The sequence below is a fragment of the Streptomyces sp. NPDC001750 genome (assembly GCF_042892615.1).
In the GTDB taxonomy this organism is placed as follows: domain Bacteria; phylum Actinomycetota; class Actinomycetes; order Streptomycetales; family Streptomycetaceae; genus Streptomyces.
The window spans coordinates 47,226-69,013 of the sequence record NZ_JBIAUE010000028.1 but is presented as its reverse complement, the minus strand read 5'-3'; the positions used below and the strand labels follow the sequence as shown (position 1 = coordinate 69,013).

General features: G+C 72.6%; 21 protein-coding genes and 1 pseudogene. 19 read left to right on the top strand and 3 right to left on the bottom strand.

The genetic code is table 11. The annotated features are described in order from the left end of the window. Positions 1-115 precede the first annotated feature (115 nt). Positions 116-841, bottom strand: a complete 726-nt coding sequence (locus ACFYY6_RS31700) for a LuxR C-terminal-related transcriptional regulator (RefSeq protein WP_351524925.1) — start codon at positions 839-841, stop codon at positions 116-118. 225 nt (positions 842-1,066) lie between these two features. Here ACFYY6_RS31700 and ACFYY6_RS31695 point away from each other — a divergent pair, with 225 nt between their 5' ends. From ACFYY6_RS31695 to ACFYY6_RS31675, 5 genes are all read left to right on the top strand, one after another. Then, positions 1,067-2,371 carry a hydrolytic protein gene (locus tag ACFYY6_RS31695; RefSeq protein WP_351524931.1) on the top strand — a complete coding sequence of 435 codons (1,305 nt, stop codon included), beginning with the start codon at positions 1,067-1,069 and terminating at the stop codon, positions 2,369-2,371. An 872-nt stretch (positions 2,372-3,243) separates the two neighbouring features. Then, on the top strand, positions 3,244-4,773 hold the full coding sequence (locus ACFYY6_RS31690) for a phage tail sheath family protein (protein ID WP_351524924.1): 1,530 nt from the start codon (positions 3,244-3,246) through the stop codon (positions 4,771-4,773). 39 nt (positions 4,774-4,812) lie between these two features. Next, positions 4,813-5,253 (top strand): phage tail protein, encoded by a 441-nt coding sequence (locus tag ACFYY6_RS31685; protein ID WP_073784156.1) that lies wholly within the window; start codon positions 4,813-4,815, stop codon positions 5,251-5,253. Continuing rightward, the gene (locus tag ACFYY6_RS31680) at positions 5,250-5,744 is read left to right on the top strand and encodes a hypothetical protein (protein ID WP_351524923.1); all 495 of its coding nucleotides are present in this window, start codon (positions 5,250-5,252) and stop codon (positions 5,742-5,744) included. The genes ACFYY6_RS31685 and ACFYY6_RS31680 overlap by 4 nt, the downstream gene beginning before the upstream one ends. Next, complete coding sequence (locus ACFYY6_RS31675) at positions 5,741-5,899, top strand: DUF6760 family protein (RefSeq protein WP_003966147.1); 159 nt, start codon at positions 5,741-5,743, stop codon at positions 5,897-5,899. The genes ACFYY6_RS31680 and ACFYY6_RS31675 overlap by 4 nt, the downstream gene beginning before the upstream one ends. 276 nt (positions 5,900-6,175) lie before the next feature. Here the strand turns inward: ACFYY6_RS31675 and ACFYY6_RS31670 are convergent, their stop codons facing one another. After that, positions 6,176-6,775 carry a hypothetical protein gene (locus ACFYY6_RS31670; protein WP_388652384.1) on the bottom strand — a complete coding sequence of 200 codons (600 nt, stop codon included), beginning with the start codon at positions 6,773-6,775 and terminating at the stop codon, positions 6,176-6,178. Positions 6,776-8,606: 1,831 nt separating this feature from the next. Between ACFYY6_RS31670 and ACFYY6_RS31665 the strand changes: the two genes are divergently transcribed. The 11 genes and pseudogenes from ACFYY6_RS31665 to ACFYY6_RS31615 all read left to right on the top strand — a co-directional run bounded on the left by ACFYY6_RS31665 (position 8,607) and on the right by ACFYY6_RS31615 (position 17,245). Next, positions 8,607-9,029 (top strand): hypothetical protein, encoded by a 423-nt coding sequence (locus ACFYY6_RS31665; protein WP_351526068.1) that lies wholly within the window; start codon positions 8,607-8,609, stop codon positions 9,027-9,029. A gap of 54 nt (positions 9,030-9,083) precedes the next feature. Further along, positions 9,084-9,509 carry a phage tail protein gene (locus ACFYY6_RS31660; protein WP_351526070.1) on the top strand — a complete coding sequence of 142 codons (426 nt, stop codon included), beginning with the start codon at positions 9,084-9,086 and terminating at the stop codon, positions 9,507-9,509. 249 nt (positions 9,510-9,758) lie between these two features. Beyond that, positions 9,759-10,481 carry a LysM peptidoglycan-binding domain-containing protein gene (locus ACFYY6_RS31655; protein ID WP_073784148.1) on the top strand — a complete coding sequence of 241 codons (723 nt, stop codon included), beginning with the start codon at positions 9,759-9,761 and terminating at the stop codon, positions 10,479-10,481. Further along, positions 10,478-12,244: a VgrG-related protein gene (locus tag ACFYY6_RS31650; protein ID WP_351520015.1), complete on the top strand. Its 1,767-nt coding sequence runs from the start codon at positions 10,478-10,480 to the stop codon at positions 12,242-12,244. Before ACFYY6_RS31655 ends, ACFYY6_RS31650 begins: the two co-directional genes overlap by 4 nt. Before the next feature lie 60 nt (positions 12,245-12,304). Further along, on the top strand, positions 12,305-12,622 hold the full coding sequence (locus tag ACFYY6_RS31645; protein ID WP_073784144.1) for a PAAR domain-containing protein: 318 nt from the start codon (positions 12,305-12,307) through the stop codon (positions 12,620-12,622). Continuing rightward, positions 12,619-13,041, top strand: a complete 423-nt coding sequence (locus ACFYY6_RS31640; RefSeq protein WP_073784142.1) for a GPW/gp25 family protein — start codon at positions 12,619-12,621, stop codon at positions 13,039-13,041. The genes ACFYY6_RS31645 and ACFYY6_RS31640 overlap by 4 nt, the downstream gene beginning before the upstream one ends. Continuing rightward, the gene (locus ACFYY6_RS31635) at positions 13,041-15,002 is read left to right on the top strand and encodes a putative baseplate assembly protein (protein ID WP_389196837.1); all 1,962 of its coding nucleotides are present in this window, start codon (positions 13,041-13,043) and stop codon (positions 15,000-15,002) included. The genes ACFYY6_RS31640 and ACFYY6_RS31635 overlap by 1 nt, the downstream gene beginning before the upstream one ends. Next, positions 14,999-15,562, top strand: a complete 564-nt coding sequence (locus ACFYY6_RS31630; RefSeq protein ID WP_389196835.1) for a phage tail protein — start codon at positions 14,999-15,001, stop codon at positions 15,560-15,562. Before ACFYY6_RS31635 ends, ACFYY6_RS31630 begins: the two co-directional genes overlap by 4 nt. Positions 15,563-15,565: 3 nt before the next feature. After that, positions 15,566-15,631, top strand: a pseudogene (locus ACFYY6_RS31625) (zinc ribbon domain-containing protein); the annotation flags it as partial. Between the two features lie 327 nt (positions 15,632-15,958). Then, a complete protein-coding gene (locus ACFYY6_RS31620) occupies positions 15,959-16,732 on the top strand; it encodes an NADase-type glycan-binding domain-containing protein (RefSeq protein WP_351520072.1) in 774 nt (257 codons plus the stop codon). Positions 16,733-17,083: 351 nt separating this feature from the next. Further along, on the top strand, positions 17,084-17,245 hold the full coding sequence (locus tag ACFYY6_RS31615; RefSeq protein WP_351520020.1) for a hypothetical protein: 162 nt from the start codon (positions 17,084-17,086) through the stop codon (positions 17,243-17,245). A 74-nt stretch (positions 17,246-17,319) separates the two neighbouring features. On the opposite strand, the gene ACFYY6_RS31610 is transcribed toward ACFYY6_RS31615, so the two are convergent. Next, a complete protein-coding gene (locus ACFYY6_RS31610; RefSeq protein ID WP_351520022.1) occupies positions 17,320-18,450 on the bottom strand; it encodes a CapA family protein in 1,131 nt (376 codons plus the stop codon). A 458-nt stretch (positions 18,451-18,908) separates the two neighbouring features. Between ACFYY6_RS31610 and ACFYY6_RS31605 the strand changes: the two genes are divergently transcribed. The 3 genes from ACFYY6_RS31605 to catA are packed head-to-tail and all read left to right on the top strand — an operon-like array spanning position 18,909 to position 21,788. Continuing rightward, on the top strand, positions 18,909-19,808 hold the full coding sequence (locus tag ACFYY6_RS31605) for a LysR substrate-binding domain-containing protein (RefSeq protein ID WP_389196833.1): 900 nt from the start codon (positions 18,909-18,911) through the stop codon (positions 19,806-19,808). Continuing rightward, positions 19,805-20,908: an enolase C-terminal domain-like protein gene (locus ACFYY6_RS31600; protein WP_351520025.1), complete on the top strand. Its 1,104-nt coding sequence runs from the start codon at positions 19,805-19,807 to the stop codon at positions 20,906-20,908. The genes ACFYY6_RS31605 and ACFYY6_RS31600 overlap by 4 nt, the downstream gene beginning before the upstream one ends. A gap of 25 nt (positions 20,909-20,933) precedes the next feature. Further along, a complete protein-coding gene (gene catA / locus ACFYY6_RS31595; RefSeq protein ID WP_351520027.1) occupies positions 20,934-21,788 on the top strand; it encodes a catechol 1,2-dioxygenase in 855 nt (284 codons plus the stop codon).

Sequence of the window (21,788 nt, the reverse complement as noted above, 5' to 3'; positions counted from 1 at the left end):
GATCGGGGGAAGGAGCCGCTGCCCTTTGCGTCCGTCTCTCCGGCTCCGGGAACGCGGGGGTGCTCCCGTGCGGCGGCGTCGGCCACGCCGTCCGCACGGGAGCACGAGGCGGGACTCAGATGAGTCCGTGCCGCATGGCGTAGCCGACGGCGTGTGCCCGGTTGCGCAGTTCGAGCCGTGTCGCCATCTCGTGCAGCACGTTCTTGACGGTGCGTTCGGAGTACGAGGTCTTCTGCGCGATCTCCGCCGTGCCGAAGCCCTCCGACACCAGCCGGATCATCTCCGCCTCCCGTGCGGTGAGGGTGGAGAGCGAGAGCCCCCGGGGGTCGAGGACCGAGCGCTGAAGGCTGCTGACGTGGGCGAGGAGCTTTCCGAGCAGATCGCCCGGGAGTACGCCTTCACCGTTGGCTATGGCCGTCACCAGGTGGACGAGACGGTCCTGGTCGGCCTCCCCGCGCCTGAGCACGGCGGCCACACCGCACTCGATCAGGGTCTGGAGCGCGCCCGATTCGAAGAAACCGACAACAAGTCCGGTGCGGGTCGCGGTGTTGCGCTGGAGGCGGGACAGGAGCCGGACGGTGGGCTCGTCCACCATGTCCACCACCACTAAGGAGACCTGGGCCCGGTCGGCCTCGGACTCCGCCGCCAGTTCTATCTCGGGACGCGGGCGCAACTGGTGGATCACGCCGGTTTGAAGGATCAGGTCCTCCGCGTACACCGCTACGGATACCCTGCCCGGCGGGGCCTTCCTCGCGCTGCGCTGGGCGGCACGTTCCGAAGCGGTGGGCCTGCGGAACTGCCTTTGCGTCACCGCTCCGTCGTTCACGTCTGTCGTCGTCATCGTTCCGTGCTCGTCTTCCTCAGGTGCTACTGCTCGGTATGCCGGTCGCCTTCCCGTTCAGGCCGGATTCCGTCAGGGGGACCTGGCCCGGGAGAGGGGTTCGGGGACACCGTGCCGTTGGGCCGCCGGGGCACAAGCCCTGCCCGTTCGTTGCCCTCGCGTCTCTGCTGTGCCACCGCGTCCGCGGCTTAGCGTCGCATCGTGACCACATCTGCCGAATTCGAAATGTCCACGGTGACGGTGTCTCCCGGCGCCGAGGCGACGACGGCCCTGACCGTGCGCAACGACGGCGACATCGTCGAGGCCTACACGCTCGAAGTGGTCGGCGACTGCGCCGCGTGGAGCACCGTGGAGCCGGCGCGTGTCTCGCTCTATCCGGGCACTTCCGAGGTGGTGACCGTGCGGCTCGCGCCGCCCCGCTCTCCCGAGGTCCGGGCCGGAGAGACGCCCCTGGGGGTACGCGTCCTGCCCGCGGAGCGTCCCGAGTCGGTGGCGGTCCCCGAGGCCACGGTGGTCGTCGAGCCCTTCCATGAGCTCCGGGCCCAGTTGGACCCCCGTCGACGCCGCGGCTGGCTGGGCGCCCGGTTCCGGACCTCGGTGCAGAACAGGGGGAACACCCCGGTCGACGTCGCGCTCACGGGGACACAGGCCGGGGAGGAACTCCGCCTCGCCTTCTCCCCGGGCCAACAGCACCTGGAACCGGGCGAGTCCGCCGAAACGGGCCTGCGGCTGCGGGCGCGGAAGCTGATCTGGTTCGGCGAGCCGGCCACCTGGCCGTTCGAGGTCGAGGCCGCCGAGAAGGAAGAAGGGGATGCCGAGGACGAGCACCCCCGCCCGCCGGAGACGCTGTCCGGCGAGTTCGCTCAACTGCCGGTGCTCCCCAAGTGGTTGCTGATCGTGCTGGCCGCGCTGCTCGCCCTGTTGCTCGCATGGTTCGCGCTGGTCCGGCCCGCGGTGCAAAGCACCGCGAAACAGGCGGTGACCGAGGCCGCGGAGAAGGAGAGGCCGGGCAACGGTCAGCAGGGCGCGACTTCGGCCGGTGGCTCGGGCGATCCGACCGGCGGTCAGGGGCAGGACGGAGGCCAGGAGCCCAATCCCGGCCAGTCCACCGGGCCCGGCGGTTCCGGTTCGGGCGGTTCCGGCTCGACGACGGGCACCGGCGCCGGCGGCAACCAGCAGATATCGGAGACGATCGACGTCCAGACCGGGGCCGGGGCCGAGAAGAAGCGGACGTACCGGGTGCCCAGGGGGAAGGTGTTCGGCGTCACGGACCTCGTGGTGGCGAACTTCCAGGGCGACGAAGGGGTGCTGACCATCACCTTCGGGAACCGGAAGGTCACCACCATCGCCCTGGAGACCTTCCGCAATCAGGACTATCACTGGGTCACCCCCATCCAGATTCCGGAGAACGCCGCGGTCACCGCTTCCGTGACGTGCGACAAGCCGGGCACTCCAGCTACCGGAACCCAGGCATCGGGATGCCACCAGGTACTCAATGTCAGCGGCATACTGAGCGACCTCGCACCGTAGAACAAAGCGCCGGGCCCTCCCACTTCCCCCCGTGCGGGACGAGAACAGCAGAAATTCCGACCCGGGGAAACCCGGCTTGCCGACTGTCGGCGAAACCCGTTCCCCGCACGCCCCGGTGATGCGGACGCGCGACACCCGCGAAACCACCACGGGCGATGAGCGCCCGGATCCCTATGCCCGCCGCTTTCTCCCGCCGTCTTCCGGGTGGGCAGCGCACGAGCGCCGGTGCTGGTCCGCCGGGCTCCTCCGGCCGCGAGGAGCCCGGTCGGTCGACCGATCACGCGCGACCACTCTGGCCGATAGTGATCGCCCCTCAACCGGGGTCCGACCACGGGCCGCCCCGCCGACCGCGGAGGCGGGGGGCGCCGTCGGACGACGTGGGGCGCAGTGGAGGGGCGGCCGCACCAGCGCGCCGGCACCGTCCGACGGACGCGCCGATGTGTCGCGGCCGCGCTCGCGCGCCCGCCGGGACGACGCGACCGCCCTCGGTACGGACGCCCACGAGCGGTTCCGGTGCCCCGGCAGGGGCCGGCCTCGCCTGCCTTCATTCACCGTCGTTCACCGGGTCCGGGCATCCGTATGTCCGGTGACCGGGCAGCCGACGGGCCAACTGGCCGACTGGTCGACCGGCCGTCATACCCCGTTCTCCGAACCCGAGTTCATCCCGCATCGGACCCGCGGGCCGAGGGAACCGCTTCGAGCCGGGCCCGGGGAGCCCGTCGCGCACGTCCGCACGGGGAAGAATTCCCCGTCGCCCGGGTGCCTGGAAAGGCAGCGTCGTTGCCCCGTGCCCAGGACTCCGAGGCCTACTGCCCGCCGGGGCGGCCCGACAAGACTGGGCGTCGACCGGACGACCACCCGAAGGAGCGAGCATGCCGTCGTACCTCACCCCCGGCGTATACGTGGAGGAGGTGCAGTCCGGAGCACGGCCCATCGAGGGCGTCGGCACGGCGGTCGCAGCCTTCGTCGGTTTCGCGGAGACCGGCCCCTTCCACCGGCCGACGCTGGTGACCAGCTGGGACCAGTACGTCCAGACCTTCGGCACCTACGCGCCCGACACGTACCTGACGCTCGCGGTCCACGGATACTTCGCCAACGGCGGCGGCGCGGCCTACGTCGTGCGCGTGGGCGGCCCCGCTCAGGACTCGGCGGGCGGATCCGCCACCGCGGCGGCCGCCTCCGCCGCTCTCGGCGGCTTCCTGGTGTCCGCACGGCCCGGTACGAGTGGCGATCTCTCGGTGGAAGTCGCCGACGCCGAGGGGGAGAACCCTCCGGAGGACCGGTTCAGGCTGCTGGTGCGGCAGTCCGGCAAGGTGGTGGAGACCTTCGACGTCTCCACCCGCAAGAGCGTCAAGGGTTACCTGGTCACCCAGGCCCGCCAGTCCAAGCTGATCGAGGTGGTCGAGCAGCCCGGCACGGCCCAGAGCCGGCCCGAGAACCAGGTCCTCCCGCTCTCGCCCGCCGCTTCCGGCCCGGGGACCGGCGCCGTGCGCATCGGCCCGGCCGAGTTCGTCGGAGACGCGTCGGAGCGCACGGGGCTCGCGGGGCTTGAGGCGATCGACGAGATCACCATGGTCGCCGTGCCGGACCTGATGAGCGCCCACCAGCGCGGGGACATCGACGCCGAGGGCGTCAAGGCCGTTCAGCTCGCGCTGATCTCGCACTGCGAGCAGATGGGCGACCGGGTCGCCGTGCTGGACACTCCGCCGGGCATGAGCGCACAACGGGTCCGTACCTGGCGCAACGACGACACCGGGTTCGATTCGCGCTACGCGACCGTGTACTACCCGTGGATCAACGTCTTCGACCCGGCGGCCGGCCGCAACTCCCTGATGCCGCCGAGCGGTCACGTCGCCGGCGTGTGGGCGCGCAGCGACGGCGAGCGCGGCGTGCACAAGGCCCCCGCCAACGAGGTCATCCGCGGCGCGCTGGACCTGGAGATCCGGCTCAGCAAGGGCGAGCAGGACCTGCTGAACCCGATCGGCGTCAACTGCGTGCGCGCCTTCCCCGGCCGCGGCATCCGGATCTGGGGCGCCCGCACGCTCTCGTCCGACCCCGCCTGGCGCTACCTCAACGTGCGCCGCCTCTTCAACTACCTGGAGGAGTCGATCCTCCTGGGCACCCAGTGGGTGGTGTTCGAGCCGAACGACGACCGCCTGTGGTCCAGCATCCGGCGCAACGTGACCGCCTTCCTCACCGAGGAATGGCGCCGGGGCGCTCTCTTCGGCCGCACGGCCGAGGAGGCGTTCTACGTCAAGTGCGACCGCGACAACAATCCGCAGGAGTCGATCGACCTCGGTCAGGTCGTGTGCGAGATCGGCGTGGCGCCGGTGAAGCCCGCCGAGTTCGTGGTCTTCCGCCTCGCGCAGTTCTCCGACAGCACCAGCCTTGTCAACGAGTGACCCGGCAGGGTCCGCAAACGGAACAGGTGACACAGAGTCATGGCAGAGGGCGACGCTCTTTCCACCCACGTCTTCGGCGTGCAGCTCGGCGGCTATCTCGTCGAGTCGATCCAGGAGGTCAGTGGTCTGACCGTCGAGGAGGAAGTCGTCGAGGTCCGTCAGGTGACCGCCGAGGGCAAGCAGATCATCCGCAAGCAGCCCGGCGCCCGCCAGGCGGGTGAGGTGACGATCACCCGCGGGATCGACAAGAGCAGCGAGTTCACCAACTGGATCAAGGAGACCCTCAACAAGGGGGCCGTCGACGCCGCGCGCCAGAACCTCACCATCGAGATCAAGGACTCGAAGGGCGACACGGTCCGGCGCATCCAGCTGATGCAGGGCTGGGCCAGCAAGTGGGAGGGCCCGTCGCTGAAGGCCGGCGAGTCCAGCGCGGCCACCGAGACGGTCACCATCACCTTCGAGGAGATCGTGGTCGAATGAGGCGCAGGACCGTTACGTCGGGCGGGCTCGACGAAGTCCTCGACACCCTCGCGGCGGCCCCGTCCGCCGCGCGCGAGGAGGCCCCCGCGCCGCCAGCCGCGCGGGAACGGGAACGCCAGGACCTGCGCACGGAGTTCGAGTTCGAGCTGCCGCGCGGTTACGTCGACGACGAGGGCCAGGTGCACCGGCAGGGCTCGATGCGGCTCGCGACGGCACGGGACGAGCTGCGCCCGCAGATCGATCTGCGGGTGAAGGAGAACCCCGCGTACCTGAGCGTGGTGCTGCTGAGTCAGGTGATCACCCGGCTCGGCACCATCACCGATGTGCACGCCGGGGTGGTCGAGCGGATGTACGCCACCGACGTGGCGTTCCTGCAGGACTTCTACCGGCGGATCAACAGCGAGGGTCACACGCACGCCGCTGTGACGTGCCCGTTGTGCCACGGCTCGTTCGAGGTGGACCTCTCGGGTGGGCGCCTGGGGGAATCGTGACGTACGCGCTTCCCCGCCTGCGGGAGGAGATCGCGTACGTCGCCTACCACTTCCACTGGCAGCGTGAGGACATTCTCGACCTCACCCACGGCGAGCGTCAGCAGTGGGTCCGGGAGATAGCGCGGATCAACACCCGCGTCAACGAAGGCGGGTGATCGTATGGGGTTCGGCGACTGGTTCCGCCGAGCGGACCGCACGCGGTCCGACGCCCCCTCCCGGGGCGGGGACGAAGCCGGTGGCGGGCCGACGACCGGGACCGACCCGGGCGCCGGCCGGGCCGATGGGCGGGACGGCGACTGGGACGGCGGCTGGCGGCAGGTCGCGCCGCCGACGGTGACCGTGGCCCGGTCCTCGATCGGGGTGAGCGACGGGCTGCGGTTCAGGTGCGGCCTCGCCTCGTGGCAGAACGTCGCATTCGGCGGCGAGCTCGGTCACGCCGTGATGCCGTCCGCGCCGGTGGGTCTCATCAGCGGGGTCACCCGCCCCGCGGGCGCGCGTACGGTGTCCGACGGTGGACCGCTGCTCCTGCGCGCCGCCCGGCCCGCTACGGACGGGAGCGCCGAGCCCGCCGTGGACCTGCCGCCCGCGGCGGGCGGCCCGGTCGGCCGGGGAACGACCGGTGCGAGGCGGGGGTCGGCGACCGTCCAGCGGTCGGGCGCTCCGGTGCCTCCGGCCTCCTCCGGTCCTGGAACACCGAGTCGCGCCGCTCGCGTGAGCGGCGCGACCGCCCCCGGAGCCACGTCGGGGACGCCCCCGACGAAGCCTGCGGCATCGGCCGAAGGCCCGGGGCCCGCTCCGGCACCGGCATCGGCATCGGCATCGGCATCGCGGCGTGCCGAGAGCGCCGCACCGGCACCGGCCGCACCCGAGCGCACCCGCCCCGCCGCGGTGCGCCCCCGGCGGACCGCTCCGCCGCTGATCGTCGCCCGGCGCCCGGCGATGCCGCTGCGGCACATCACCGGAATCCCGCCCGCCGCAAGATCCGCGCCGTCCGCCCCCGTCACCGGCGACGGCGCCGTCCAGCGGACCACGTCCGACCGTCCGGGCCGCCCCGGTGCGGATGCGCCCGTATCCGACACCGCACCCTCACCGGGCGGCTCCGCCGGGCCCCCCGACGTCACGACGGTGCGACCCGCCCTGGGCAGGCCGCTGCGGGAACTGCCCTCCGGGGCCGTGCCCGCCGACCCCGCGGGGCGGGACGGGGCCGTACCGTCCGGCCCGGCGGAACGGCGCGAACCGGGCATGGCCGTACTCCAACGGCAGACATCGCAGGCATCGGACCCGGTGACCGCACGTCCGCCGGAGGCGACCGCACCACCCGCGCGCCCGCGACCGTCCCCTCGGCCCGGCGCCGCGGAGCAGTCCCGAACGCCCCGGTCGTCCCCGTCCCTCCAGTCGGCACCGGTTCGGGAACGGGCTTCGTCCCCCGGGCGGGAACGGTCCCAGGAGCCCGCCGGGCACGAGCCGTCGAAGCCCTCGGGGCCTGCCGGGGCGTCGGCACCACCACCGCCCGGCGGGACCGGCTCGCCGAGGCGTACCCGCAGCGGGATCGGTGCCCCGCTCCCCTCGCTCCCCTCGACGGCCAGGCTCCGGGACGACGCTCCCCTGCTCGGTGACCGCCGTCGGACGCACCCGGGAGCCATGGGGCCAGGGCGGGGTACGACGCCGGCGGGGGAGCCCTCGGCTCCCCCGCCGTCCGCACCGGCCGGGCCCGTACGGACACCGACGCGGCCGGACGGGCCTTCCGGGATGCCCGTGCTGTCCTCTCCCGCGTCCGCAGCTCCCTCCTCGGCCGCACCGGGCCCGGCGGCCGTCCAGCGCGCGGCGGACACCCGTACGCCCACGAACGCGTCCGCCACCGGATCCTCTCCCTCCACGCCCCGGACTCCCCCGGCTCCTCCGGTTCCTTCGGCTCCCGCCGTCCCGGTACGTGTCCGGAGCATCCCTCCGGAGCGGGCGCCGACAGGCGCCCACGGACCCACCGTCGATGCCGGGGAGCAGGCACCCGTGGTCCAGCGGTCGCGTGCCCTGCTCCCGAGCAGGGCACTGGAGGTCAGCACCGGCTCGGCCGAGGGCTTCTCGGCCCCGGTGACGACGGCGGGCGGCGGCACGGCCCGGCCGGTCGTGGCAGCCACGTGGCGTCGTGACGTGCCGCAGCCGGGGGCCACCGTGCCGCCACCGGGGCCCGGGAGTGCGTCGCGCGGACAGCACCGGCCGTCGACCGGTGCGTCTCCCCGACCGACGGCCCCTCATCCGCACGCCGGAACCGCCGTGCCCGTCCCGCCGCACCGGACCCACGCCGACGGCAGGAAGGCGGCGCCCGGACCGCCGACGCGCGCGCGACGAGCACCCGAAGGGCCGGGGCCCGGTGGGACCGTCCAGCGCTCGGTGTCCGAAAACCCCGGGCCCGCTGCTTCTCGGAGCGGAGCGCCTTCGGGCCGGACGGCGTCCGGTGGTCCCGCTCGCCCCGCACCGGACGGCGACGGGGCGGGGCCCGCGACCGGTGCCGGACGGACGGGTCGCGGGCCATGGGTCGGCGGCTCCCTCCTGCGGCTCGTGCAGCGTTCGGCGGGTGGCGGGCCGACCACGCCGTCCCCGCTCGCCCCCCGCCCGCCGACGCGGGAGCACGGGGAATCCCGCCCCGCCCGCGTCGCCGCTCCGCCGCCCCCGGCGCCGCTCCCCGCACCGACTCTCCCGTACACGTCACCGTCCTCCCCCGGGGCTTCGTCCGTATCGCACGCGTCGACGTCCCTCTCCAGGGCGTCCGCGCCGTCCGCCACCCGGCCGGTTCCCGTGGTGCGGCCGCATCCGCCCGCGACGGGCGGGCCGGGGCCGGCCGCCCCGGCCGTACAGCGGATGGCGATGCCGGTGGTGCCCGAGTCCGCCGGACCCGCGTTCACCGGTCCGGCGCCCGGAGACGGCGCCGTGCCGGGCGGAGCACCGGCCCTCTCGGTGCGGGTGCCGAAGTCACCGCGTCCCGCGCCCGCTCCGGCCGCCGGAACGAACGGTCCGGGAGCCGCGGCGCGGGCCGTGCAGCGCGCGGCGGCCGAAGCCGGGATCACCGGCGTTCCGGTCAGGGCGGCCCCGGTGAAGCCCGCCGGTCCGTCGGCAAGGACCGGGCCGGCCGACCCGCCCGAGGCGGCGGCTCCGGCCGCGCAGCGGGTGACCGGCGCGGAGATCGAGGAACTGGCACGTCGCCTGCTCGATCCGGTGAGCCGCCTGATCCGCGCGGACCTGCGCCGGGGCCGGGAACGCACCGGCCGGTTGTACGACGGCCGCCGCTGACAACGCTCCCGCCCGGCAACGCACTCGGAAACAGCAGAGAAGAAGAAAAAGCACATGACGGACAACATCTTCGCGACGAGCGTGTTCTTCAAGCTGGTGATCGGAGGCAACGACCTGGGCGCTTTTCACACCTGCTCGGGCCTGGGTGCCGAGGTGGAGCTGGAGCAGTACGCCGAGGGCGGCAACAACGGCTTCACCTGGCAGTTGCCGGGGCGGATCACCTGGACCAACATCACACTGACCCGCCCGGTCACCACCGACACGCTCAAGATCGCGCGGTGGCTGAACGACACGATCCAGCGCGTCGAGCGCAAGGACGGCGAGATCGTCGCGCTCCGCCCCGACCTCAGCCGCATCATCAGCTGGCAGGTACAGGGCATCGTGCCGGTGCGCTGGCAGGGCCCCTCCTTCGATCCCGCCAGCTCCCAGCCGGCGATCGAGACGCTGGAGATCGCGCACGAGGGATTGGAGCCCTCCTGAGCTTCACCGGATCGCCTGCGGACACCAGCGGTCCGTCACACGTGAAGTCCCGTTCGTCACACGCTGACGACCTGGGGAGCGAAAGGGAGTGGATCAGGGAGCGTCGTCATGCGGCTTCATTGCAAGGCGGAGGAGGGAGTCGATGCGGCGCATCGACAACCGACGACAACGCCGCAAGCGGAGTCGCAGGGCGGCGCGAGCCCGCTCCCTATCGGTCCCCAGGCCGTAAGTCCCGGAAGGAGGAACGCGATGTCACCCGTCGCCCGCACGAGTCGTGCTCGCGCCCAGCTGACCATCATGGAGCCGCCGGCGGAGGTCGGCGCCAAGCCGGGCGGGAGGATCGCCCAGCTCACCTTGCAGTTCAACCCGGCACGGCTGTCGCTGAACAAGAGCACCGAATGGCGGCGCACGCCGTCCCGGATGGCCGAGCAGTCCGCGCTGCCGGAGTTCGTGGGAAGCGGACCCCGGACCCTGTCCATGGAGGTCTTCCTCGACGCCACGGCCACCCATGACAACTCGGTGGAGAAGGCGGTGGAGCAGCTGATGCTGGCGTGTGCGCCCACCCCGAACAGCCTGGCCCGCAAGACGCCGGCCAGCCCCTGGGTGCGCTTCGACTGGGGCACGTCCCGGACGACCTCGTTCGACGGTGTGATGTCCAGCCTGTCCATCTCGTACACGCTCTTCGACGTCGACGGGAAGCCGCTGCGCGCCACCTGTTCCCTCTCGATCGAGGAGGCGAGCAGCGAGACGCCCGGCCAGAACCCGACATCGGGCTCGCGGGAGGCGCGGCGCACCCATCGGGTCGTCGTCGGTGACAGTCTGCCGCTGCTCGCCTGGCGGGAGTACGGCGACGCCACCGCGTGGCGCACGATCGCCCACGCCAACGACATCGACGACCCGATGCAGTTGGTCCCCGGCCGGGAGCTGGTCGTGCCCGGCCTGGAGGCCCCCGCCGCGGAGGGCGGCCGGTGACCGCCCCCGGCCGCTCCTTCGCCGCCGATCCGATCATCGAGGCCCCCGGTGAGCTGCCCCCTGTCTGGGCGGCGCAATTGGTGAGCTGCGTGGTCGACGAGAACGTCGGCCTGCCGGACACCGCCGTGCTGACATACCGGGACCCCGATCACAAACTGCTCACCGCCACCGGGCTCACCATCGGCACCCCGTTGAACATATCCGTGGTCACCGTGCAGGAACGGGCGCGCGAGCGGCTGTTCACCGGCGAGGTCACGGCGGTCGAGCTGGACAGCGACACCACTGGTTCGTTCACGGTCGTCCGGGCCTTCTCCAAAGCCCACCGCCTGCAGCGCGGGCGGAAGGTGGTGGCCTACCGCAACATGAGGACCGCGGACATCGTCCGCAAGGTGGCCGCGGGCGCCGGGCTCGCCTGTGGAAGGATCGAGGCCGCCCCCGTGACGTACAAGCAGCTGACCCAGCCCAACGTCTCCGACTGGGAGTTTCTCCAGTACCTCGCGGGCGAGAGCGGCGCACACGTACGGGTGGACGACCGGGGCCTGTTGCAGTTCGTGAAGCCGAAGCCCGCCGCTTCGGCGCCCTCGCCCGACACCTCCGCCGCCCGGAACCCGATGGTTCTCGAGTACGGGCGCAATCTGCTGGCCCTGCGGGCCGTGCTGACCGGCGCGGACGGGGCGCACGACGTGGAGGTGCGTGGCTGGGACGTGGAGACCAAGACGCGGCTGGTGGCCCGTGAGCAGTCCGTGCGCAGCGACACGGTGTCCCCCGGGATGAGTCCTTCGCGGGCGGCCGGCGCGTTCGGGTCGGGCACCCGGCTGACGGTCGCCGACACCCCGTACCGGACCCAGGCCGAGGCCACGGCCGTCGCCGGTTCCCTGGCCTCCTCGGTGAGCTCCGGTTTCGGGGAGATCGAAGCGGTCGCCGAGGGGAACCCCCATCTGCGGGCCGGTGAGCCGGTGGCGCTCGGCAACGTCGGGCCCGCGTTCTCCGGCCGCTACACGGCGACCGCCGCGCACCACGTCCTGGAGCCGAACGGCGGCTACCGCACGACCGTGCTGGTGAGCGCCGCTCCCGACCGCTCCCTGGCGGGACTGGCCGGTGGCGCGAACGCGCCCGCGCGCGGTCCGCGCATACCGGGCCTCGCGATCGGCGTGGTCACCGACATCCGCGAGGGCAGGGGCGAACGGGGCTGGGTCCGGCTGAAGTTCCCCTGGCTCGACGACACCTACGTGTCCGACTGGGTCCGTACGGTGCAGTGGGGCGGCCAGGGCGGCGGCGGTGTGTTCAGTCCCGAGGTCAACGACGAGGTGCTGGTCGGATTCGAGCAGGGCCTGCTGGACAGCCCCTATGTGCTGGGCGGCCTCTACAACGGGGTCGACAAGCCGTCGCCCCACGATGTGCCGCTGGTCGATCCGACCAGCGGCAAGGTCAACCGCCGTTCGCTGGTGTCCCGTTCCGGGCACCGGCTGGAACTTCTGGACAGCCCGCGCGGACCGTCCGGTGTCCGGCTGGCCAGCGGTGACAAGCGGCTCGACGTCACGCTGGACGAGCGGCGGAACGAGATCGCGCTGAAGGTGTTCGCCCCGGGCGGCACCCGGGTGCTGAGCTCCGTGACCCTTTCCGCGTCCGGCATCACGCTCGACGCCGGCACGGGTGAGGTGAACGTGAAGGGGAGCTCGGTGACCGTCAACGGCAGGACGGGGGTCACCGTCGACGGCGGCCTGCTCGCCGTCCTCAAGGCCAAGCTCATCCGGATCAACTGACGTCCCGACGAGGCCCGTTACTGCGGCCGAAGTCCTTTCGCAGCAAGGAGAACAGCGACCATGCCCCCTGCAGCCCGGACGGGCGACTCCACCGTTCACGGCGGCCTCATCGGCACCCCGCCACCGGGTGCCGCGGCCGTGGCCACCGTGCTGATCGGCGGCAGACCGGCGGCTGTCGTCGGCAGCCTGCACGTGTGCGTGGTCCCCCCGCATGCCGCGCTCGGGCCCGGGAACGTCATCATGCCCAACCCCGCCTCCGCACTCACCGGTCAGGTGCTGATCGGCGGGCTGCCGGCCGCCCGCATGCGGGACACCACCAGTTGCGGCGCGCAGATCGTCAGCGGCGCGTTCAACGTGCTGATCGGAGGTCCGGTGTGAGCGGCGGTTTCATCGGGCGCGGCTGGGGCTTCCCGTTGCGGGTCGGTCCCACGGGCGGCATCGGCATGGTCGAGCGGGACCAGGAGATCGAGGAGGCGATCGGGCTGATCCTCGGCACGGCGCCGGGCGAGCGGCCGATGCGGCCGGAGTTCGGCTGCGGCATCCACGACTACGTCTTCGCCCCCGGCGACGGCGCCACCGCGGGCCGCATCGCGCGCGAGGTCCGCACGTCGCTGGAGCGCTGGGAGCCACGTATCGAGGTGACCGACGTGGTGATCGCGTTCGACGCCGTCGAGGAGGGCACCTTGTACATCGACGTGCACTACACCGTGCGTGCCACGAACGACCTGCGCAACCTCGTCTTCCCCTTCTACACCATCCCCTCCTCCGAGGGCTCCGAGGAAGCGGGGGTGCGCTGATGGCCCTGCCCTCGCCCAACCTGGACGACCGGCGCTTCCAGCAACTCGTCGACGAGGCCAAGCGGTACGTCCAGCAGCGCACCCCCGAGTGGACCGACCACAACGTGTCGGACCCCGGGGTCACGCTCATCGAGACGTTCGCGTACATGGTCGACCAGTTGCTGTACCGGCTGAACCGGGTGCCGGACAAGAACTACTCGGCCTTTCTCGACCTGCTCGGCGTCACGCTGTTCCCGCCGACGGCGGCGCGGGCGGAGGTCGACTTCTGGCTGTCGGCCCCGCAACCGGAGACCGTGCTGCTCCCGGCGGGCACCGAGGTCGCCACCTCACGCGGCGAGGCCGAGGAGGCGGTGGTGTTCTCCCTCCCCGACGACCTTCCCATCGTGCCGAGTTCGCTGGTCCGGCTGGTCACCGCGCCGGTGTCGGGCGAGCAGACCGACCGCACCGCACCACTCGGTGCGGGCCAGGACGTCCCGTGCTTCCAGACCCGGCCGGAGCCGGGCGACGCCGTGCTGTTCGGGCTGCCGACCGCGGTTCCCCGGTGCATCGTCGCCGTACGCCTGGACAGCCGCGTGGAGGGCGTGGGCGTCGACCCGCGCCAGCCGCCGCTGGTGTGGGAGGCGTGGGACGGTGCCCGCTGGGTGACGTGCCGGACCGGCACCGACAGCACCGGCGGGCTGAACAGGCCCGGCGAGGTCACCGTGTTCGTCCCGGCCGGGCACACCACGTCGGTGGCCGCGGGGACCCGGGCGGGGTGGCTGCGCTGCCGGGTCACCGCGCCGGAGCCGGGCCAGCCGTTCTACTCCGAGTCGCCGACGATCCGGGAGGCCGAGGTGTTCACCGTCGGCGGCACCGCGGACGTGGAGCACGCGGAGACCGTCCTGGACGTTCCGCTCGGCGTCTCCGAGGGCGTCGCCGGGCAGCGGTTCTCCGTGAGCAGAGCCCCGCTGCTGCTGGACGGGGAGCCACCGGTGGTCCAGGTGTCCTCCGCGGAGGGCTGGCAGGTGTGGACCGCCGTGGAGCACTTCGGTGCCTCCCGGCCGGACGACCGTCACGTGCGGATCGACGCCGTCACCGGCGAGTTCGCGTTCCCGCCCGAGGTGCGCGAGCCCGACGGGACGATGCGCGCCTGCGGCGCCGTGCCCGAGAAGGGCGCACAGCTGCGGGTCCCCCGCTACCGGACGGGCGGTGGTGCGGCCGGGAACGTCGCCCGGGGCGCCATCAATGTGCTGCGCAGCTCGGTGCCGTACGTGGCGAGCGTGAACAATCGCGAGGCGGCCCGGGGCGGGGTCGACGGCGAGACGGTGGAGAACGCGAAGGTCCGGGCGCCCAACATCCTCCGGGTGCAGGAGCGGGCGGTCACGGCCGCGGATCACGAGATCATCGCCCGCGAGGCCGCTCCCTCGCTGCGCAGGGTCCGGTGCCTGCCCGCCGCCGCGGGCGAGGGCGGCGCGGTGCGGGTCCTGGTGGTCCCCGACGCGGTCCCCGACGAGGGCGGAAACCTGCGGTTCGAGCAGCTGATCCCGTCGGATTCGGTGCTCTCGGCGGTCGCGGCGCGGCTCGACGAACGGCGGCTGATCGGGACCCGGCTGGTGGTGGAGCCGCCCGCGTACCAGGGCGTCACCGTGGTCGCCAGGCTGGTGGCCTCCGGTGGGGATGTGGACCGGGTCCGCACGGAGGCGCTCGCGGCACTGTTCCGCCGCATCGACCCCCTGCGGGGCGGGGCGGACGGCGCGGGGTGGCCGTTCGGCAGGCCGGTGCAGTACGGCGAGGTCTTCGCGGTGCTCCAGAACGTTCCGGGAGTGGGCCTGGTCGAGGAGGTGCGGCTGTTCCCGGCGGACCCGATCACCGGCCGGCGCGGGGCGGCGCAGGAGCGGATCGACGTCGCCGCGGGTGCCCTGGTCTTCTCGCACCAGCACCAGGTCGTGGTCGCCGCGGGCGGGAACGGTGAGGGCTCATGACCAGGGCCGCGGTACCGGGGCTCGCCAGCCGCTACCCGATCGGCGGGATGCTGCCCGCGCTGTACGCGGACGACGACCTGGCCCAGCGGTTCACCGCGGGCCTGGACACCGTGCTGGCCCCCGTCCTGTCCACCCTGGACAACCTTCCCGCCTACTTCGATCCGGCTCTCGCCCCGGCCGACTTCCTGCCCTGGCTGGCGTCGTGGGTGGGCGCCGATCTCGATCCGGAACTGCCGCCGGAGCTGCGGCGGGCCGTCGTCGCCCGGGCCGTCGAGCTGCACCGGTGGCGTGGCACCCGCCGGGGCCTGATCGAACAGCTCCGGCTCTGCTTCGGCGTCCACGCCGACATCCGTGACGGCGGAGGCGTCGGATGGTCGTCGGAGCCGGGAACCGCGTTGCCCCCGGCGCCGACCGGCGAACTGCTGGTGCGGGTCTGGGCGCCGCACGGGGGCCAGGTGGACGCGAACCGTGTCCTGGACGTCGTCGCGGCGTCGTGCCCCGTACACCTCACGTGCCGGGTGGAGATCCTGCCGGGCCCGCCAGAAGAGACAGGAGACTGACCGATGCGCTCGTGTCCGGCGTGCGGTGCGGCCAACCGCGAGGGCGACGAATTCTGCGGGAACTGCGGTTCCTATCTGGGCTGGTCCTCCCAGTCACCGCGGAACCCTCCCGCCGCGGAACCCGTCGACCCGGCCGAACCCGCCGCCCGGGAGGAGCCGACGGCCGGGTCGACGGTCCGGCCCCCGGCCTCTCCCGGGACCGGTGTCGCCCCGGACCCCGCGGCCGGGGCGCCGGCCTCCCCGCGCCCGGAACCACCGGTGGAACCGACGCGGTCGCGCGCGCCGGAGTCCGCCGTACCGCCCCCGGCGGTGCCCGCAGCGGCCCCAAAACCGCCCCGGCGGCCGGCGCGGCCGACCCCTGTCCCGCCGGAACCATCGGCGGAGGAGGACGCGCCCGTGGTCGCGGTACGGCCGGCCGAGCCGATCGCCCGGCGCCCCGTCGTCAGGCCCGTGGCAGCGGAGGAGGACCCCGAGGGGCCGCCGTGCCCGGCGTGCGGCACCCCGAACCTTCCGGGACGCCGGTTCTGCCGACGCTGCGCAGCGCCGCTGGACGCCCGCGAGCAGCCGAAGCCACTGCCGTGGTGGCGCACGGTGTGGCCGTTCCGCCGCCGCGTGCGGGGCGGATCGGGCCGGGCGCTGCGGCGGACCCTGCTGGTGCTGGCGGTCGTCGGGGTGCTGTTCGCGGGCTTCCTGCTCCTGCCGGCCGGGCGCTACCTCTTCGAGGACGTGCGGGACAAGCTCGGCGGGACGGCGGAGATCAGCCCGGCGAAGGCCACCGCGAGCTCCCACGCTCCCGGTCATCCGGCGACCGCGGCCATCGACGGGGTGACCAACACGTATTGGGGGGCGCCCGCGCTCGGCTCGTCCTTGACCTGTGTCTTCGACAAGCCGTTCCGACTGGTCGGCGTCGTGGTGCACACCGGTGTGTCGAAGGAACCCCAGGAGTTCCGGCAGGGGGGCAGGCCCACTCGGGCCGATCTGATCGTCACCACGACGGACGGCGAGGTCCATGAGAAGGCGGTGACGCTCGCCGACAAACCGGGCCCGCAGACCGTGCGGACCGGCATCAGCGACGTCGTCTCCGTCCGGCTCGTGCTGCGGGCCGCATCCGGTCAGGGCGAGGGGCGGCCCATCGCGGTCGGGGAGGTCGAATTCTTCAAGCGGACGTGAGGCCGGGCACGGCGCGGAGCCGACCGGAGCGGCGCCGGCGCCGCCGTCGTGGTGCCCACTCGAAGGGCCTCGGCGGCGCGTGCTCGTTCGGCGAGGTGGTGGTGCGGCGCTCCAGGACGGGGCCGTGCGGGGTGAGTCGGAGCGGGTGCTGACTGGCTTCATGGTCCGCCCAACCGATGAACGCCGCACGGTGTCGAACAGGTTCCGGACCAGATAGCCGAGGTAACCAATTCCAGGCAGCGCTGCACCGGGCCTCGGAAGGCTGTTCTGGAGCGCCCCGAGCTGCTCCACCAGAACGTCCTGGTCGGCCCGGACATCATTCCCGGCCTCGTCGAACGGCTCCTGGCCGAAGTGGCCCGGATCAGTACGGTGGATCCGCAGGCGGGAGGGGCACTGCGCGGCAGGAGCGCGAAGGACCTGGCACTCTTCCTGCTCAAGGACGTGGTCCGGCCGCAGGCCATGGTGCCGAACTCCGTGCGCATCGACGAGCAGGACAGCGAGTACGCGAGGTGACCACGGGCCCGCTCCCGTCGCTGCGCGACGGGGCGGGCGCCGGGGGTGGTTCTTCGGGTCGCAGCACATCCGTGTCATGTGCGCGGCGCGGCGCGCGGGGTCCGCAGTGTGAGTGTGCCGTCGGGCCCGCCGTCGACGCGTGTGCCGAACGCCCGGCTGTGCCTGTCCAGGACGGCGCGCAGCCACTCGGTGTCCTCCGGCGAGGCGGGTTCGAGACGCATTCTGCGCGCCCGCAGGGGCACCATCCGCACATCGACCAGTCGGCCGGTGTCCGCCTCCACCGACGCCAGGTACAGCATCCGCAGGTCGTCCCGGTAGCTCTCGTAGCCGCCGATGCCCTCGTAGTCGTCGACGAGGTCGCCGCAGCCGTACAGGACGAGCCCGTCCTTGTACACCTCCAGCGGTCGGGGGTGGTGCGAGGAATGGCCGTGCACGACGTCCACGCCCGCGTCGAGGAGTGCGTGGGCGAAGCGGACCTCGGAGCGGGAGACGCCGTAGCCCCAGTTGGGGCCCCAGTGGACCGAGGCGACTGTGATGTCCCCCGGTCGCCGGACCTGCCGCAGACGATCGGCGAACGCGGCCGCGGCGGACACCGAGGGCTCCGCGACGACGTCGACGCCGGCCCGCTGCCCGGTGGCGGCCCACTCCACGGGGATCCCGCTGGACGGCATCCCGAAGGAGAAGACCAGCACCCGCCCGCCGGCGCGCAGGGGCACGATCGCCGGCCGTCCCGCTCGCACCGCGTCCCGGCCCGCGCCCGCCGTCCGCAGCCCCGCCTCCGCCAGGGCGTCGAGCGTCTCATCAAGACCGCGCGGGCCGAAGTCGAGCACATGGTTGTTGGCCAGCGCGCAGACATCCGGGTGGGCCGCGGCCAGGCAGGGCAGGTTGGCCGGGCTCATCCGGTAGTGGACGTCCTTGCCGGGCGCGAAGTCCCCGTCGCCGGTGACGGCGGTCTCCAGATTGACCACCCGCACGTCGGGGGCCGCGCGGTCCAGGACCGCCAGCGCCTCGCCCCACGGCCGACGGAAGTCGACCGGCCGGGGAATCGGCCCGTTCGCCGCCTCGGCCAGCTCGACGTAGATCCGGGCGTCGTGGACGTACGGCTCCCGCAACGCCGGATCACCGGGGTGCGGAAGGATCTGATCGACGCCCCGGCCGAGCATCACGTCCCCGCCGAGGAACAGGGTGACCACGCCCTCGTGCATCCTCCCAATCTAACGACCTGGGGAGCGATAGGGAGTGGATCAGGGAGCGTCCTCATGCGGCTTCGATTGCAAGGCGGAGGAGGGAGTCGACGCGGGGCGTCGGCGACTGACGACAACGCCGGAGGCGGAGGTCCCGGACGCTGCGACGCCGCTGACAATCGTGGGCGAGGTCGTAAGGCCGTCGCGGACGGTGCACGAGGGATCCGCACGACGGGGGTGCCGCGCGAGCGCCCCGGTGCGGCCCGGTTCACCGCCCTTCGCCGCCTCGCGCCGGGCGGCACCGAGCGCGCCGCCCCATGACGAACGGGGCGGGCGCCTCTCTCCGCCCCGGACCACCCCAGGGGCTATTGATATTCCGTGCGTCTCAATAGCCTGTAATCAGGTATTTGTGTCGTATGGGAGTCACTCCTACGCTGAGGCGTATTCGAGGGCCCCGGCAACAAGAAAGGGGCTGCCCGATGGAGCTCAGGCACCTCCGTTATTTCGTGGCCGTCGCCGAGACACGTCATTTCGGCAAAGCCGCGGAACAGCTGCACATGGCCCAGCCTCCGCTCTCCCAGGCGATCCGCCGCCTGGAGGGGGAACTGGGAGTGGAACTGCTGCGCCGGACGACCCGGCAGGTCTCCCTGACAGGAGCCGGCGAGGTCTTCCGTACCGACGCGGAGCGCATCCTCAAGGCCGTCGACGAGGCGGTCGCACGGGTGGGGCGCTTCGCCTCGGGGGCGGAGGGGGTGTTGCGGATCGGCCTGACCGGCTCCGCTTCGTACCGACAACTGCCCGCTCTCGCACGGCTGGTGAAGCGCGAGATGCCTCAAGTGATATTGGAGGTGCACACCGAGATGCTCACGCCCGCTCAGGAGGCCGGGCTGATCGAGCGCCGCCTCGACATCGGCGTCCTCAGGCCACCGGTCCGCCAGGAGGGCATCACCCATCGCTCCCTGGCCGCCGAGGCCCTGGTCGTCGCCGTTCCCGAACGCCACCCGCTGGCCGGGGCGGATACCGTCCGGGTCGAACAGCTCCGGCACGAGGACTTCGTCATGTACGGCGCCACGCTCGGCTCCGTCGTCGACGACGCCGTCGTCCGCAGCTGCCTGGCCACCGGGTTCTACCCGCACCGCGCCTACGAGGTCACCGAGACCTCGGCCGCACTGGCGCTGGTCGCCGCCGGGCTCGGCATCGCCGTCCTGCCCGACTCGATCCGCTCCGCACCCCGCGAGGGCGTGCTGTGCAAGGACATCGAGGACGCCCTCTCCATCCCCCTGTCCCTGGCCTGGCGCGAGGACGACGAATCCCCTCTGCTGCGCAACCTCCTCGAGGTGCTGGAGCAGAACGACATGTTTCTCGAAGGACCGGCATGAAGATCGTCCAGGTGGAGGCAATCCCCTTCGCCATTCCCTACGCGAAGCCGCTGAGGTTCGCGAGCGGCGAGGTGCACACCGCCGACCACGTCCTGGTCCGTGTGCACACCGACGAGGGGCTGGTCGGCACCGCCGAGGCACCACCACGGCCGTACACCTACGGCGAGACGCAGGAATCGATCATCGCGGTGATCGAGAAGATCTTCACGCCGCAGATCCTCGGGCTGACGGCACTGGAACGGGAGGCGGTGCACGAGCGCCTCGACCGGACCGTCGGCAACCCGACCGCCAAGGCCGCCATCGACATGGCGCTGTGGGACATCCTCGGCCGTGCCGCCGGCCTGCCGGTCTCCGGACTGCTCGGCGGCTACACCGACCGCATGCGGGTCAGCCACATGGTCGGCTTCGCACCGGCCCGGCAGATGATCGCCGAGGCCGAACGCATCCGGTCGACCCACGGCATCACCACGTTCAAGGTGAAGGTCGGGCGCCGCCCGTACCGCGACGACGTCGCCGCCGTCCGCGCCCTGCGCGAGGCGCTCGGCCCGGACGTCGAGCTCTACATCGACGGCAACCGCGGCTGGACGGTGTCCGAGTCGGCCCGCGCCCTGCACGAGATGGCCGACCTCGGGCTGACCTTCGCGGAGGAACTCTGCCCCGCCGACGACGTGCTGGGCCGCCGCTGGCTGGTCGCACAGAGCCCGGTGCTCTTCATCGCCGACGAGAGCGCCACCCGCACCGGCGAGGTGACCCGCGAACTCCTCGGCGGCTCCGCCACCGCCATCAGCATCAAGACCGCCCGCACCGGCTTCACCGCCTCCCAACGCGTCCTGCACGAGTGCGAGGGACTGGGAGTCGAGGTGGTGATGGGCAACCAGGTCGACAGCCAGATCGGCACGTTGTGCTCGGTCGCCTTCGGCGCCGCCCACCGCTCCGGCTCACGCCACGCCGGCGAACTGTCCAACTTCCTCGACATGACGGACGACCTCCTCACCGAGCCGCTGACCATCGAGGACGGCACCCTGCGCGTGCGCGAGGGCGCCGGCCTCGGCATCGACATCGACCCCGACAAGCTGGCGCGCTACCGCCAGGACCGCTGACCCACTCTCAGAAGACGGGACGATCATGACCGACATCATCACCGAGCAGGCGACCGCCGCCGCCTCCGGAGCCGCCGCCACCGAGCAGTTCCGCAACAAGCAGCGCCAGGAAGCGGCCGCCGCCGACACCGGCCGCGTCGACGCCCTGGTCACCGAACTCCTGACCTCCGCCCACGACATCATCCGCCGCCACGGGTTGACCTACGCCGAGTACGACGCCCTCAAGGCGTGGCTCATCCGGGTCGGCGAGGACGGCGAGTGGCCGCTCTTCCTGGACGTGTGGGTCGAGCACGTCGTCGAGGAGGTCGCCAACGAGAACCGCGAGGGGACCAAGGGCACCATCGAGGGCCCCTACTACGTGCCCGACGCGCCCGCGCTGCCCGCCGAGGCGGCCCTGCCGATGCGGGAGGACGAGGCGGGGACCGCGCTGCTCTTCCAGGGCCAGGTCACCGGCGTGGACGGAACCCCGCTGCCGGCGGCCAAGGTGGAGATCTGGCAGGCGGACGACGAGGGCTACTACTCCCAGTTCGCGCCGAACCTGCCCGAGTGGAACCTGCGGGGAACCGTGATCGCCGACGAGACGGGCCACTTCAAGATCCACACGATTCAGCCCGCGCCGTACCAGATCCCCACCGACGGCGCCTGCGGCAGCCTCATCCAGGCGGCGGGCTGGCACCCCTGGCGCCCGGCCCACCTGCACCTCAAGGTCTCCGCGCCCGGCCACCGGCTCATCACCACCCAGCTCTACTTCCGAGGCGGCGAGTACGTCACCGACGACATCGCCTCCGCCGTCAAGCCCGAACTGATCCTCGACCCCACCCCGGTCGCCGACGGCACGGGTCACGAGGTCACCTACGACTTCGCTCTCGACAAGGCGTGA

Excerpts from the sequence above, each read along its gene's own strand:
- ACFYY6_RS31700 (WP_351524925.1), bottom strand. The coding sequence starts at position 841 with ATGACGACGACAGACGTGAACGACGGAGCGGTGACGCAAAGGCAGTTC.
- ACFYY6_RS31695 (WP_351524931.1), top strand. The coding sequence starts at position 1,067 with ATGTCCACGGTGACGGTGTCTCCCGGCGCCGAGGCGACGACGGCCCTG.
- ACFYY6_RS31690 (WP_351524924.1), top strand. The coding sequence starts at position 3,244 with ATGCCGTCGTACCTCACCCCCGGCGTATACGTGGAGGAGGTGCAGTCC.
- ACFYY6_RS31685 (WP_073784156.1), top strand. The coding sequence starts at position 4,813 with ATGGCAGAGGGCGACGCTCTTTCCACCCACGTCTTCGGCGTGCAGCTC.
- ACFYY6_RS31680 (WP_351524923.1), top strand. The coding sequence starts at position 5,250 with ATGAGGCGCAGGACCGTTACGTCGGGCGGGCTCGACGAAGTCCTCGAC.
- ACFYY6_RS31665 (WP_351526068.1), top strand. The coding sequence starts at position 8,607 with ATGCCGGTGGTGCCCGAGTCCGCCGGACCCGCGTTCACCGGTCCGGCG.
- ACFYY6_RS31660 (WP_351526070.1), top strand. The coding sequence starts at position 9,084 with ATGACGGACAACATCTTCGCGACGAGCGTGTTCTTCAAGCTGGTGATC.
- ACFYY6_RS31655 (WP_073784148.1), top strand. The coding sequence starts at position 9,759 with ATGTCACCCGTCGCCCGCACGAGTCGTGCTCGCGCCCAGCTGACCATC.
- ACFYY6_RS31645 (WP_073784144.1), top strand. The coding sequence starts at position 12,305 with ATGCCCCCTGCAGCCCGGACGGGCGACTCCACCGTTCACGGCGGCCTC.
- ACFYY6_RS31635 (WP_389196837.1), top strand. The coding sequence starts at position 13,041 with ATGGCCCTGCCCTCGCCCAACCTGGACGACCGGCGCTTCCAGCAACTC.
- ACFYY6_RS31630 (WP_389196835.1), top strand. The coding sequence starts at position 14,999 with ATGACCAGGGCCGCGGTACCGGGGCTCGCCAGCCGCTACCCGATCGGC.
- ACFYY6_RS31610 (WP_351520022.1), bottom strand. The coding sequence starts at position 18,450 with ATGCACGAGGGCGTGGTCACCCTGTTCCTCGGCGGGGACGTGATGCTC.
- ACFYY6_RS31605 (WP_389196833.1), top strand. The coding sequence starts at position 18,909 with ATGGAGCTCAGGCACCTCCGTTATTTCGTGGCCGTCGCCGAGACACGT.
- ACFYY6_RS31600 (WP_351520025.1), top strand. The coding sequence starts at position 19,805 with ATGAAGATCGTCCAGGTGGAGGCAATCCCCTTCGCCATTCCCTACGCG.
- catA (WP_351520027.1), top strand. The coding sequence starts at position 20,934 with ATGACCGACATCATCACCGAGCAGGCGACCGCCGCCGCCTCCGGAGCC.